Origin of the sequence: Psychrobacter cibarius (genome assembly GCA_030686115.1) — a bacterium.
Classification (GTDB): domain Bacteria; phylum Pseudomonadota; class Gammaproteobacteria; order Pseudomonadales; family Moraxellaceae; genus Psychrobacter; species Psychrobacter cibarius_C.
Map to the genome: position 1 here is coordinate 13,420 of CP131612.1, position 14,263 is coordinate 27,682.

Consider the following 14,263-nt stretch of genomic DNA (forward strand, 5'->3'; position numbering starts at 1 on the left):
TATCATTTAGCTGGATATCCCGTGATGTCTTGAATGCTTTGGTATAAAGGTTTTAAGCGCTCATACATTTTTAGATAGACTTCATTATATAAGCGTTTATAGAGCTGAACATTGGCGTCAATAGGCAAGAATTCATCGCCCAAATGCACCATTGCCTTAGTGGCGGTTAAATGGTCGGGATAAACGCCAAGCCCTACTGCACAATTAGTAGCCGCGCCTAAGCCTGAGGCTTCATAAGTATGCGGTCGATAAGCGGGCATGCCAAAGATATCTGCCGTCAGCTGCATGGCTGAGTCACTTTGAGAGCCGCCACCAGAGACACGCAAGTGTTTGATGGGTTTGCCTGTACGCTTTTCAATGGTATCAAAACCAAGCTTTAGCTCATAAGCCAGTCCTTCCAAAATTGCGCGGTAAACGTGCGCTCGCGTATGCACATCACCAAAGCCAATGAGTGCGCCTTTGCCCTCAAGCCCCGGATGACGAACACCGGGTGACCAGTATGGCTGCATCGTTAGCCCCATACAGCCCGCTGGAATGTCTTTCACCGCTTGATCGAGGAGTTTTTCGGTATCGATGCCCTGCGTTTTTGCCAGCTGCTCTTCATACTGGGCAAACTGCTCTTTAAACCAGCTGACCATCCAAAAGCCGCGATAAATCATGTACTCATGATTGTAGTAATTTGGTGCGGCGGCGGTATAAGCGGGCATGTGCTTGAGTATTTCAACATAATTTTTTGAGGTGGTATTGACGGTCGCGGTAGTGCCAAAGCTTAAGCAGGCGGTATCGGCGGCAAGTCCAGCAGAGCCCAACGCTTCACAGGCTTTATCGCTAGCAGCGGCAATCATTGGTGTGCCTGCTAAAATACCAGTGGCTTTGGCTGCTTTTGTACTAATAGAACCGAGTAGCTGCCCTGGCGGCACAATCTTAGGCATCTGCTCTAGTCTGCAACTAAACAGTCGCCATTTGAGGTTATTTGGCTTAAACCAAGCTTGGGCTTTGTAATCATATGGCAGGTAGCCTAAAGCATGACCGGCGGAGTCGATAAGCTCGCCTGTCAGCTGATAGGTGAGATAGGCGGACAAATTGACATAATGAGCGGTTTTTGCCCACATTTCTGGTTCATGATGAGCAAGCCAATTACAGCGAGCTTTTTGCTGTGCCTCTTGTACCAACTCACTCATACCGATGACTTTAGTGAGTGGATTGAGCAAGCCTATGTCATTGGTTTCGCCGCGACGCAAATCCATCCACACTATGGCAGGACGCAGTGGCTGTTTGTCTTTATCCAAACATATCATGGTATAGCGCTGGGTGGCGAGGCTGACGCCGGCAATTTGCTCGGGCGTAATATCGCAGTTTTGCCACAATTGCTGACAGGCTTCGCTTAATTTTTTCCAATAGTAGTCGGCATGCTGCTCCGCAAAATTTGGCTGCGTTGAAAAATACGGTTCGATAATGACGCGGGCTTTGGCAATCTCGGTTCCAAATTGGTCAAAGATAAGTGCCCTGACGCTTTGGGTGCCATTGTCTATGGCTAAGAAGTAAATAGGAGTATCAAGGTTATGGGTCACAGTCATCCTTAACTATGTAGTGATAAGCAATAATAAAAATAAGCTTTAAGCCGCAGGCAGATGATAGTAGCGTTGCCATAATTGTGTATAACGGTCAACTTCTTGCTGCCATTTTTGCTCATTCCAGCCCAGCTCTTGCTGACATATTTGTTTGAGCCTATCGCTAATCAACGGCGTCATTGCGCCATGTGGCAGTATCAATCCTAGGCGCGTGCGTCGCAGTAACAAATCGTCCAAGTGAATGACCTGCTCACAGCGAGCAGCAAAGCGAATCTCCGCCCAGATAATATTGCTATCGGTCACATAAGCCAAATCATCATCATGTGCTAACTCTAATAATGCATCAAGCTGTAGACCATAAAATCCTTGTAAGCGTTGTTGTAGGGGTTTTGGTAAGGTGGTAAATTTAGGATTGGTTGGCGGTTGATTACTAAAGACTTCAGTATTTAATGAGCCAAGCTCTTTGCTATCTGCTTCATTAAATGCCAGTACTTGTTGACAAATTTTTAGCACATCAAGGGCGATTAGGCGAAAGGTGGTTAGCTTGCCGCCACTAACAGTGACCAAATTATTATCCAACCAGACGCTATGGTCGCGTTTCTCTTTACTTGGGCTGACGCGCTTACCATCACCGCCATCAGAAATCAGTGGACGTACGCCTGCCCATGAGCTGATGATATCCTTGCGGCTAATGTCTACATTAACAAAGAGATTATTGGTCGCCGCCAATAGGTAATCCACCTCTTCATTAGTGATACCGACTTCGTTATCGTCTAATGGCGGATGATCCAAATCGGTTGTTCCGAGGACAGTTCGATTCTCCCACGGAAAGACAAAGACGGCCCTTTTATCGACAGGATGCAAAAAAGTATAGGCTTGATTGAGCGGTAAGCGCTCTTGACTGACCACCAAATGACTGCCACGCGACGGACGAATTTGCTTATTAAAGCTGTGTTCCGTTTGCTTACTGGCTTGCATTCGTAAGGTGTCTGCCCAAGCACCCGTAGCACTAACCACCACTTTGGCATGGACATCGTAAGTATGATTGCTATCTTCAGCAGAAGTATCTAATAGAGTAGCACCCGTCACCAAGCCTTGCTCATTGGTGATTAAAGACTCAGCTTTAAGGTAGTTAATCGCCTGCGCGCCATCATTAATCGCCTCATCAAGTACCCGCATCACAAGGCGTGAGTCATCAGTCACTGCATCACTAAACTGACTAGCGCCCAAAAGTTTTTCTTGTTTGATGTGCGGATTAAGCTGTAAAAAAGCGTCTTTTTTAAAGTATTTAGAGTAGCGCTTGCCTGCCAAGCCATCGTAGACGCGTAGCAAGGTGTTGAATATCCATGGCGGTGGAAACTTGCCTTTATAATGCGGCATGACGTAATGCATCTCGTTGACGAGACCACTTGCTTCGCTGAGCATGCGCTCGCGCTCACGGACACTCAGCAAGGTGGTTTTATAGTCACCTGAGGCAATATAGCGCAGCCCGCCATGTACCATTTTACTAGAGCGGCTGGACGTGCCCCACGCAAAGTCTTTTTGCTCGATTAATAAAACTGCTAAGCCGCGCCGTGCTGCTTCGCGAGCAATACCAGCGCCGGTAATACCGCCACCGATGATGAGTATATCCCAAGGGTCTTTTTGAGACAAGCGGCGAGATAAAGGCGCTAATGCTTGCTGGCGTTGCTGATATTGATCATGCTGATTGGCTTGGTTCATAAATGATCCGTCGTAATTTGCACTCAGGTTAATTAGTGACTCAGTGTTTCTAAGCCATCTAGTCGGGCTGTAGCTGCCTTTTAGTCTTCGATTAAAACACCCGGATTCATACGCTGTTCAGGATCCAAGCTTTTGAGCATATCGCTAGTTACTTGTAGACCGAGCTTGCCTTTTTCGGCAGCAAGATAGGGGGCGTGATCGCGGCCGATGCCATGTTGATGCGATATCGTCGCTGTGCCATTGGCTAGACTTGAACTGGCAGCATGTTTGATTTTTTGCCAGCGGCTTAACGTGCTGGCGTGATCTTTGGCTGCTCTAAAGAAGTAGGTGGTATAAAGACTGGCACCTTGCTTATAGACATGTGAGATATGAGTGAAAGCCATGACGTTTTCGTCTTCGTCTTCGTCTGCCAGAGCATTTTTCACCGCTTCTTGCATCTGCTGCATCTGCTCGTCGATATGATTCCAGTTGGTGGCGGTCTCAAAGGTATCGACCATGATGCCTTTTTCCCACAGCGTCCCACGCAAATAAGGGAATTTAAAGCGTCCATGTGCCCAGACACTACCCATGATATCGGTTATTTTACCCGTAACACTACCGTGCTGTTTTAATAGCTTATTAAATTGCGTCAGTGCCAATTTATTCTGTGCTTTATCCCCTGAGACGCCATAAGTGAGCATGACTTTTTTTGAGCTCAGTCCACGTGCTTTTAGATAAGTACTAATGGCCATAAACTGGCTAGGCGTAGTACCTAAATGTAGATGTGCGTCAGTCTCGACCGCATTGCTTAGGCGTAGCATTGATAATTGAATATTTTTTTGAACCGCTTGTCTAAGCACTTCTTTACCCGCTGCCCAGTTCGGTAAAAAAGCAACTTTAAACAGCTCTTCTTCGGGTTGTGGTTGTACCCGCATTTTGACTGTCGTAAAAATACCAGCGCGGCCTTCGGTGCCCATCATCATCTCACGCAGATCAGGTCCTGCCGCTGACGCTGGGAAATCAGCTATATTCAATATCCCTTTTGGGGTCACAAGCGTTCCACCGGCAAACATCTGCTCGATGCGCCCGTAGCCTAACGACTGCTGACCACTAGAACGCGCTGCAATCCAGCCGCCCAGTGTCGATAGCTCCCAAGACTGAGGATAATGTCCCAAGCGGTAGCCGTGTGCGTCCAGTTGTGCTTCGACTGCTGGCCCTTGTGTACCTGCGCCAAAGGTCGCAATTTGGCTATCATTGTCTAAATCAATGAGTTGATCCATTTTGCTCATGGCGATGGTCAATACGGGGCGTGAGCCTTTTTGTGGATTGATATGACCCGCTACTGAAGTGCCGCCACCGAAAGGAATGACGATAAGGTCGTGCTCGCTCGCTAGCTTTAATAAAGTTTCGACATCAGCGGTCGATTCAGGAAAAGCGACCCCATCAGGAAAAACTTCAAAGTCGCCACCATGCATGGCTATCCAGTCTGGAAAGCTTTGGCCACGAGCATGTCTAAGTCTCACTTCGTTATCGACAGATACGGTATCAAGCTCAGTCATAGCAACAGGCAAGCGGGATTTGGGCACGGTTTTAAGTACTTGCTGTAAGCTCACTGATGATAGTTTTTTGGTTTTACCAATGTGCGATTTGATCAGTTTTGCCCCATGCGCTGAGACTTTTTTATTAATATTGATATTGCCCCAGCCATTCCAGCGCGTTTGCTCGATTGGGGTATTTACCGTATGACCCTTTGAGGCAGCATCTATACTGGCGTTATTGGTGTTTTGGTTATCAGAATTGACTGAAATAGCTTTAGACGGGTCAGATTTAGGGCGTTTTCGGATAAGGGCTTTGATTTTGCTCATAGGGACATACCTGTCAATTTATTATGATTATCTGTGACTATAATAAGTAACTGTTTTCTGTACATTAGTCAACAACGATTGGTGTGCTGTTCCGACTTGCTAATTCTTTATTCCCCACCAAAACTATCAGTCTATGCGCTAAGTAGTGCCAAATAACACCAATAAACCCTAATATATAAAAATACCAATGCGGTGAGACTAAGCTAGAGAAGGTTTCGGGTGAAGTCTACGTGTTGCCTAATAATATACGGTAGTCATAGGCGATACTGATACAAGCTTCTCTGTAGAATGCTAGGTAAAAAAGTATAATGGCTGCTTTGTAATAACACTTATTTGTAATAATGCTTGAACCAGAATTTAGGCGTTGCCTATAAAAGCATTAGGTCAATTAATCGCGTTTTTATTCTGTTGATTACTCTACAGTGCCTTATCATCGCTACCTAGATGTAGAAAAATATAGAAGAAATGCATTCATTTATGAAATAAAGTAGAGGTTTATACTGATGAGCTATAGATTTATATACCAGTTAGCAGATTAGCGTATTTTTATAACCAATAGACTGCTCAAACTTGTTAAAATAGCGCACCAATTTATTTATTGATGGACACTACGTTATGACAACTGCTGCCAACGTTCCTACTATTAAAGAAGATCGCATCTTAATTCTCGATTTTGGCTCACAGTACAGCCAGCTTATCGCCCGCCGTGTCCGTGATTCAGGCGTATTCTGTGAGATGTTTCCTTATGATATCGACACTCAGCGCATTATCGATTTTGGCGCAAAAGGCGTTATCTTATCTGGCGGTCCTGAGAGCGTCCACGCAGATGACAGCCCACGCATCAATGATGCCGTATTTGATCTAGGCGTACCCGTATTGGGTATCTGCTATGGTATGCAAGCGATGGCAGAGCGCTTCGGTGGTAAAGTTCATGCCAGTGATATCCATGAATTTGGCGCAGCAACCATCAATATCGATGGCAAATCAACGCTGACTGATGGTATCGAAGACGCTGCAGCTAAACTAAATGTCTGGATGAGTCATGGCGATAAAGTGGTCGATGCGCCACAAGGTTTCGATATCGTTGCCAGCACGCCAAGCTGTCCGATTGCAATTATGGCTGATGATTCGCGCCATTATTATGGTTTGCAGTTCCATCCTGAAGTGACGCATACCGCACAAGGTTCTGCATTACTAGGACGTTTTGTCCATGAAATCTGTGGCTGCGCCGGTAGCTGGACGCCTGACAACATCATCGATATGCGTATCGCACAATTGCAGAAGCAAATCGGAGATAAGCAAGTATTGCTCGGTCTTTCAGGTGGTGTGGACAGTTCAGTCGTCGCGGCATTATTGCATAAAGCGATTGGCGATCAGCTGACTTGCGTGTTTGTCGATACCGGTCTCTTGCGTCTACACGAAGGCGACCAAGTGATGCAAATCTTCGCTGAAAACATGGGTGTAAAAGTCATTCGTGTCGATGCTGAAGAGTTATTCTTAACCGCATTGGCTGGCGAGTCTGATCCGGAAGCCAAACGTAAAATCATCGGTAAAACCTTTATCGACGTCTTCGCTAATAGTGCGCGTGAAATCAGTGAGCAAAGCGATGGTAAAGTCATCGAATTCTTAGCGCAAGGCACGATTTATCCAGACGTCATTGAATCAGCGAAGTCGCATCAAGGTAAAGCGCATGTGATTAAGAGCCATCACAACGTTGGTGGTTTGCCAGATGATTTGGCGTTTGAGTTGGTTGAGCCGTTGCGTGATTTGTTTAAAGATGAAGTCCGTAAATTGGGCATTACCCTTGGTTTACCAGCCAAAATGATTAACCGTCATCCGTTCCCAGGACCGGGTTTGGGCGTGCGTATCCTTGGTGAAGTTACCAAAGAATTCGCTGATATCTTGCGTTCTGCTGATGCTATCTTTATGGAAGAGTTAGAAAAATCAGGCTGGTATGAGAAGACTGCGCAAGCATTTGCGGTATTCCAACCGATTAAATCAGTCGGCGTGGTTGGTGATGGTCGCCGCTATGCGTGGGTAATCGCGCTACGTGCTGTTGAAACCGTAGACTTTATGACTGCGCGCTTTGCGCATCTGCCGTATGATTTGATCGAGACGGTATCGAATCGCATTATGAATGAAATCGCTGAAGTATCTCGCGTGACTTACGATGTGTCGAGCAAGCCGCCTGCGACGATTGAGTGGGAATAAACCGTTTAAGTATTCTAAACGGTAACGGTGTTAACCTAGCTAGATGTACAAACACGTACTATCTGCGCTCGGTTGCCTTGTTACCATTTTAGACTACGTAAACTTATCTAAATAGCTTTTCAACTTATGTTTTCGAATTGATATACGACTAATCGATAATTAGATTAGTTAAATATAGCGATAAAAAAGCACTCAACTTGGTTGGGTGCTTTTTTTGGTTAAAACAAACAGGCTACTAAGAATCCTCTAATTTTTCATTGAACATTTGTCTTTATTATCTATAATATAGTCAACTTTAATTGGCTATTATTTATTAAAGTCGAGATAAGCCTATCAATCGTTCAGTATTTAGTAAAATTAAGGGATAAGATGCTTTGTAATAACTGTAATCAAGAAAACTCAAGCGAGGCAGGATTTTGTTCAAAATGTGGGCATCAGCTCTCTGACGTTCAAGCACAAACACCGCCACCATTAACGGCGGTTAATATTTCTAAAGATGCGCAAATCCCGAAAAATCAGTTGGCTTCCAGCTCTGAAAGTGCTGATGCTTTATTGGCAGCCTTCGTTGGTAAAAAGTATGATGATTTCTACCGTAATAAATGGTTTAAGGACAGTGAGCCACGTTTAGAAGTCAATAAGGATGGCTCGAGTATTCACAGTTTTAATATTGCTGGACTGCTCTTGGGAACGTCTTGGTTATGCTATCGTAAAATGTACCTAGTAGCCTTGTGTATTGCACTTGGCATAAATACGGTCGATTTAATTTTAATGCATCTGCTCGGTATGGAGGCATATAGCTCTATAGGTCAAACCAGCTTTTTTGTCGCATGGGCAGTACTGACAGGACTTTTAGGTAATTATTTTTACTTTAGTCACAGCGTCAAAAATATAAAAAAAGTCATGAGTAATACAGCTCACCCAGCGACGGTCGAACAGGAGTTAGCGGCAAAGGGTGGTACGTCATGGGTTGGCGCCATTGTGGGTAGCATATTATCAGTATTGCTATCTATGGGTATGTCCTATTTGTTTGCGCCTGAGTGGTATTGGTTGGTGTAGTACGTCTAATAAATAAGGTTAATCTAAGGAGGCGAGACAAAAGTGATGGAACCATTAAAACAAGCATATGATTTGGAACTAACGGATAAAGATCATGGGCAAGGTTGGGCTTTTGGTCGCCCAGTCGGCATCACCACGGCTCAATGGCCGCGAAGCAGGATTAACGGTCTACCGATGGCGCACTTATGGACGATATTAGTGCCTGAAGCGTATCGCATAAAAGGGAAAGATCTCGTGGCAATATCGCTTTTTCAAGCGGATGATCATGTTGAAGATAGGGTAGACGGTGTTGAAGATATGATTGCTAACCTCACTGAGGTGAATGATACAGACGCTGAGAATTTTTGGGCGTCACTGAGTCGCTATGCTAACCATCGTCACCCTCAAGAAACCTATCTGAAAGATATTATTGGTGGTGGCTGGGCATTGATTTGGCTAACGGAAGCAGAGTTTTCTGGTGAGTCCACGCCGCTGCCTAATAAAGAAGATGGTATATATCCAGACTATGAGATTGAAGAATGGGGTAGCACCTGCTTTGTTAAAGATGAATCTGCTCAGTTTATTAAGCACGTTGTCCGAATAGATGATCCTAACGTTGGCAAGATGCTTGAGGAATGGCCAGATGAAGATGGTGAGAGTGCTTATATTCCGATGTTCTCTGAAAAAGGTGAGATGCTAAAGCTTGATAGGTTTCATGCAAAAAGTCATTTTGGTGGTACGGCCAATCCCATTCAAGCGATGCCAGAATTTAGCCCTTTTTATATTGAGTTTGAAGAAACGCTTGGCGATGCCAATATGGGTGGTGGTAATGGGCAAATTGATTTGCTGAATAATGAGTTTGATTGGGCGTGTGGTTAACTGTTGATAAAGTAGAAATGACTTTGTTTGATCGTAAGAAACTCTCTTTACATTCATCACATCTTTATCTAACTGCGAATACAATTGCTAAGATATCACGCGTGACTTATGATGTGTTGAGCAAACCACCAGCGACGATTGAGTGGGAGTAGGTTGAATTTTAATGAGTCTACTAAGGATGATTATACTTATATGTGTAATTATCCTATAATAGATTTTTATGGACTTTAGTTCTAAAGTTTAGCTTTCAAATGAGATGATTATAATGAATAAAAATTATGTTGCAAAAGAAGTTAAACTTGATGATTTGGTTCTAGATAAAGAAAACCCAAGATTTGCTGAGCTTTATAATGGTAGTAGTAAAGAGAGTGATATAGTCGAGTACTTATTATTTACAGAAGCAGCTGAAGAGTTAACTAAAGCAATTGTAGATGCAGACGAATTTTATTATGACAGGCCTTTATGGGTCTTCAAGGTTGATGAGAAATATATTGTTAAAGATGGTAATAGGAGGTGTGCAGCCGTAAAAGCTTTACAAACACCTAGTAAGTATAATTTAGATTTACCTAGATATGAAATAGATAAAATACCAGTATTGGAGTATCACAATCTATCAGAGTTAGAAAAAAGAATACGACTTGAGCATACTAGCAATTTGTTTAAAAAATGGGGACGGATTGCTAAAGCAATTGAAGTTTACAGGTTGTTTAAATCTGGTAGTTCTTTGGAGTCTTTAACTGAAATAGACTCTAAACCTAAAGAGTTTATAAAAATAGGATCTTTCTATCAGGAAGCATCTAAAATTAGAGGAGAAGATTTTAAAAAATTGGTAAGAGAAGGTAGAGGCGAGACTGGTGGTAAAACATATATATTTGAACGAATGTTTGCTTTAAGGAATAAGTGTGGATATAGCTTTAAGAGGGATACAAACGAAATAACAATAAACAATGCAGCTGTATTTAGATCATACATCAATACAATTGTCGACTACTTAATTAAAAATCCAAAAACGTCTTCTAGAACCATAGAAAGCATGAGTATTGAAAATTTTTTAACAGATTTGGAAACTTGTGGGTTTGCACCAAACGCTACGAATACCAATGCTACGAATGCGAATGCTACGAATGCGAATGCTACGAATGCGAATGCTACGAATGCGAATGCTACGAATGCGAATGCTACGAATGCGAATGCTACGAATGCGAATGCTACGAATGCGAATGCTACGAATGCGAATGCTACGAATGCGAATGCTACGAATGCGAATGCTACGAATGCGAATGCTACGAATGCGAATGCTACGAATGCGAATGCTACGAATGCGAATGCTACGAATGCGAATGCTACGAATGCGAATGCTACGAATACCAATGCTACGAATACCAATGCTACGAATACCAATGCTACGAATACCAATGCCACTAGTGCAAACTTGAGGTATAGTGTAAAAAATAGGCCTACACTTAAAAGAAAGAAGATTCCACCAGCTTTGAAGAAGCTAATTGATGAATGTTATAACTTGAAAGAAAATGATTCTGCGAATGCAAAAATTGCATTAACACGTATATCTTTTGAATGTACTTTAAAGTTTGTAGTAGAAAATACTAAGAACTCAAATGGTCAGTTTATGAAGGATTCGAGCTACTTTGATCCTGCCTTTAGAAAGGGGAGATTTACTAATTTCGAAGAGTTGAAAAAAAGATTTACTAGTCTCGTGATAGACACAGGTATCAAGACAGCTTTAAACGATTTTGATCTTCAACGTTCACATCAAATAATACATAATTATCATGTGGGCGCAATTCCAAATGATGCAAAGACTTTGTGTGATAACCTAGTAGTCTTAATCGATTTTATGCTAGAAGACGAATCAGTTCTGATAACCTCACTTGATATGAGTAAGTTATAAAATGTATTATTCTCCCTTAAGATATCCTGGAGGTAAGGCAAGGCTATCTGCTTTTATCGCTAAAGTTTGTATGGATAATGAAATTACAGGTCATTATGTAGAGCCTTATTCTGGAGGAGCAGCAGTAGCTCTTTTTCTACTTATGGAAGGTTATGTTGAAAAAATAACGATAAATGATAAAGATCGTTCAATTTATGCTTTTTGGCATTCAGTATTGTATAGAACAGATGAGCTTTGCAATTTAATTGAGAACGCTAAGCTTGATGTAGATGAATGGAGAAGGCAAAGAGAAGTTCAAAATAATAAAGCCGATTCAGATTTGTTAGATCTAGGGTTCTCCACTTTTTACCAGAATAGAACTAATCGTTCAGGAATTATTCAAGGTGGATTGATGGGAGGTATCGATCAACAAGGTAAGTATCCTATGGATTGTAGGTTTAACAAAGCCGACTTAATTAAACGTATAAAAAATATAGCTCAACACAGAGAAAATATAAACTTGTACGGGCAAGACGCTGTAGATTTAATTGACAAGATTGAGTTAGAGTCTGCCAATGATAACGTTATATTCTATTTCGATCCTCCGTATTATAATAAAGCTAGTACTTTGTATATGAACCATTATAAAGATGATAATCATAAGACAGTAAGGGATAAAATTAAATCGATAGATAAGATAAAGTGGATTGTATCTTATGATAATGTCCCTGAAATACAGCAATTGTACTCTTCTTTTGAAAGGAAAGAATTTTCATTTAAACATACAGCCCATACAACCAAAGTTGGCAAAGAAGTCATTTTCTTTAGTGATAACTTAATTCAGCCAAGTATCAAAGAGTATGAACCTTCTAAATTTAAAAAATCTAAAAAGAATAAAGAAATATTGTATAAGCTGGATTAGAGTTTAACAAAAAAGCAGCCTCCCAGACGAGCGCTGCTTTTTTTTATATTAAACCTAAAATCTATCCCTTCACATTCACCACATAACGCCCAACTACCTTACTCGACATAAAGCGATCTAGGTATTCTAGCGTTTGCTCAAGTGTAATCTCTTCACCATAGCTCCCTAGATTAGGTAGTTTCATATCGGTCGCGACACGCTGCCAAATGGCTTCTTTATCAGCCAGTGGAATATAAACCGAATCGATACCCAATAATGACACCGCGCGGGTGATAAAAGGTATCACCGACATCGAAAAATCAGCGCCGCTGGCTAAACCACAACTGGTCACCGCACCGCCAGATTTGGTTTGCTTTAGCAGGTTTGGTAAGTAGTCGCCGCCAATGGTATCAATAGCATTTGCCCACAGCTCACGACCGATAGGCTTGTTACCGATTTCATTGATGGTGTCGCGATGACGTACTTCGCTCGCGCCCAATGCTTTTAAATGCTCGCTTTGCTCTGGCTTACCTGAGAAGGCAATCACCTCATAACCCAGCTGACTCAGAATAGCGATGCTGATCGTACCGACGCCGCCTGTTGCACCAGTTACCGCGACTGGACCATCACTGGGTTTTGCACCCATTTTTTCTAATTTTTGAATACTGAGTGCTGCGGTTAAGCCACCTGTACCGTAAGTCATTGCTTCTTTTAACGTCAGCGTTTTTGGGCAGGGCAATGCCCAATCGGCAGGTATAGAGATCATCTGACCCAGACCGCCATCCGTATCCATGCCGAGATCATAGCCAAATACCAATACTTCTTGCCCTGTGGTAAACGTGCCTGATTTGTCGTTGACAACAACGCCTGCTGCATCAATACCAGGGGTATGCGGATATTGTCTGGTGATTCTTTTATTGCCTGATGCCGACATGGCATCTTTGAAATTTAACGAGGAATAATGCACTTCTATCAACAGGTCATTTTCTGGCAAGTCACTGACGTTGCGTTCTTGAATACTTTTGCTAAAGGTGCCGTCGTTATTTTCTTCGACGACTAAGGCTTTAAAGGTTTTATTATTAGACATCATATTATTCCTAGTGAGGTTGTTTGGTGTGTATCTTTATTTGCACGTACATCATTTGCAACTACATCGATGTATGTAAGACAGTCATTTATGCTTTTAACAACACCTTACCATTCTTACTTGCCTGCAATTTGCCATCGACGGCCTTGACGATATCCGCCAAATCAAACGTTGCTTCAACGGGCAGTTTTAAATTACCATTGTTAGCACGTTCGATCAGCTCATCAATCAAGCGCTGTTTGTTTTCAACGCTCATTTCTTGACTAATTTTGCTGCCCCAAAAGCCTTTGATCGTCGCTTGTTTAAAAATAATATGGGTTGGATCTAGTACCATTGGTTTGCCTGACATGATGCCAAACGATGCCAATGTGCCACCATGACCCAGTAACGCCAGCAGATCATTACTCGACTCACCACCGATAGAATCAACCGCGGCACTGATTTTCTCATCACCAAGGATGGCTTTCACTTGATCCTTCCAGTCGTCATCTGAGGTGTTGATATTATGTTTGATACCCAGTGCTTCTAATTCCTTGATAGCATCGCCACTTCTCACGACATTAATGGTGTTAATACCACGCGCGGCGGCTAGCATGGCGAGCGATTTGCCGACCGCGCCATTGGCAGCATTATGAATCACCCACTGACCGCTTGTTAGTTCTAAAAACTCAATCAGCATCAGCGCGCTGAGTGGCATAGCAATGAGCTGCGCCGCCATTTCGTCTTCTAAGCTATCAGGCATGACGAATACCATGTCTTTTGAGGCGACAAAATACTCTGCCCATGTCGCTTGTACGCTCGCCGCCGCCACGCGCTGACCCACTTTTAAGTCTTTGACATCCTGACCGACGGCATTGATAATGCCGACCGCTTCGCTACCACCAATCGCTGGCAGCTCAGGTTTGAAGCCATATTGACCGCGAATGGTTAATAAATCATGGTTGTGGATAGAGGCGAGTACCATTTTGACCCGAACTTCATTGGCTTTTGGTTCAGGAATAGGCGTGTCACCTAAACTGAGGACGTCAGATGGTTTACCGAAGGTACTATAAGTTGCGCTACGCATAATCATTGCCTTTATTTATTTTTAGGTTGTGAGCAACAGTAACAAGTTTGTCTCAGTAC

The 14,263-nt window shown here is 42.9% G+C and carries 11 protein-coding genes; 6 read left to right on the top strand and 5 right to left on the bottom strand.

Annotation, left to right across the window (positions count from 1 at the left end; translation table 11 throughout):
• Window positions 1–2: 2 nt before the first annotated feature.
• From Q6344_00055 to Q6344_00065, 3 genes are all read right to left on the bottom strand, one after another.
• The gene (locus Q6344_00055) at window positions 3–1,571 is read right to left on the bottom strand and encodes an FGGY-family carbohydrate kinase (GenBank protein ID WLG13788.1); all 1,569 of its coding nucleotides are present in this window, start codon (window positions 1,569–1,571) and stop codon (window positions 3–5) included.
• A 45-nt stretch (window positions 1,572–1,616) separates the two neighbouring features.
• On the bottom strand, window positions 1,617–3,293 hold the full coding sequence (locus tag Q6344_00060) for a glycerol-3-phosphate dehydrogenase/oxidase (GenBank protein ID WLG13789.1): 1,677 nt from the start codon (window positions 3,291–3,293) through the stop codon (window positions 1,617–1,619).
• An 80-nt stretch (window positions 3,294–3,373) separates the two neighbouring features.
• Complete coding sequence (locus Q6344_00065; protein WLG13790.1) at window positions 3,374–5,137, bottom strand: FAD-binding oxidoreductase; 1,764 nt, start codon at window positions 5,135–5,137, stop codon at window positions 3,374–3,376.
• A 615-nt stretch (window positions 5,138–5,752) separates the two neighbouring features.
• On the opposite strand from Q6344_00065, the gene guaA reads away from it, so the two are divergent.
• From guaA to Q6344_00095, 6 genes are all read left to right on the top strand, one after another.
• Complete coding sequence (gene guaA / locus Q6344_00070) at window positions 5,753–7,348, top strand: glutamine-hydrolyzing GMP synthase (protein ID WLG13791.1); 1,596 nt, start codon at window positions 5,753–5,755, stop codon at window positions 7,346–7,348.
• 369 nt (window positions 7,349–7,717) lie between these two features.
• Window positions 7,718–8,404: a zinc ribbon domain-containing protein gene (locus Q6344_00075; protein ID WLG13792.1), complete on the top strand. Its 687-nt coding sequence runs from the start codon at window positions 7,718–7,720 to the stop codon at window positions 8,402–8,404.
• Between the two features lie 42 nt (window positions 8,405–8,446).
• Window positions 8,447–9,262, top strand: a complete 816-nt coding sequence (locus tag Q6344_00080) for a hypothetical protein (protein ID WLG13793.1) — start codon at window positions 8,447–8,449, stop codon at window positions 9,260–9,262.
• A complete protein-coding gene (locus Q6344_00085) occupies window positions 9,253–9,414 on the top strand; it encodes a hypothetical protein (GenBank protein ID WLG13794.1) in 162 nt (53 codons plus the stop codon). Before Q6344_00080 ends, Q6344_00085 begins: the two co-directional genes overlap by 10 nt.
• 113 nt (window positions 9,415–9,527) lie before the next feature.
• Window positions 9,528–11,171, top strand: a complete 1,644-nt coding sequence (locus tag Q6344_00090; protein WLG13795.1) for a hypothetical protein — start codon at window positions 9,528–9,530, stop codon at window positions 11,169–11,171.
• Between the two features lies 1 nt (window position 11,172).
• On the top strand, window positions 11,173–12,072 hold the full coding sequence (locus tag Q6344_00095) for a DNA adenine methylase (protein WLG13796.1): 900 nt from the start codon (window positions 11,173–11,175) through the stop codon (window positions 12,070–12,072).
• 61 nt (window positions 12,073–12,133) lie between these two features.
• Here the strand turns inward: Q6344_00095 and Q6344_00100 are convergent, their stop codons facing one another.
• Together Q6344_00100 and Q6344_00105 are read right to left on the bottom strand one after the other, a co-directional pair.
• The gene (locus Q6344_00100) at window positions 12,134–13,138 is read right to left on the bottom strand and encodes a YhdH/YhfP family quinone oxidoreductase (GenBank protein WLG13797.1); all 1,005 of its coding nucleotides are present in this window, start codon (window positions 13,136–13,138) and stop codon (window positions 12,134–12,136) included.
• 88 nt (window positions 13,139–13,226) lie between these two features.
• Window positions 13,227–14,204: a zinc-binding dehydrogenase gene (locus Q6344_00105; protein WLG13798.1), complete on the bottom strand. Its 978-nt coding sequence runs from the start codon at window positions 14,202–14,204 to the stop codon at window positions 13,227–13,229.
• Window positions 14,205–14,263 lie beyond the last annotated feature (59 nt).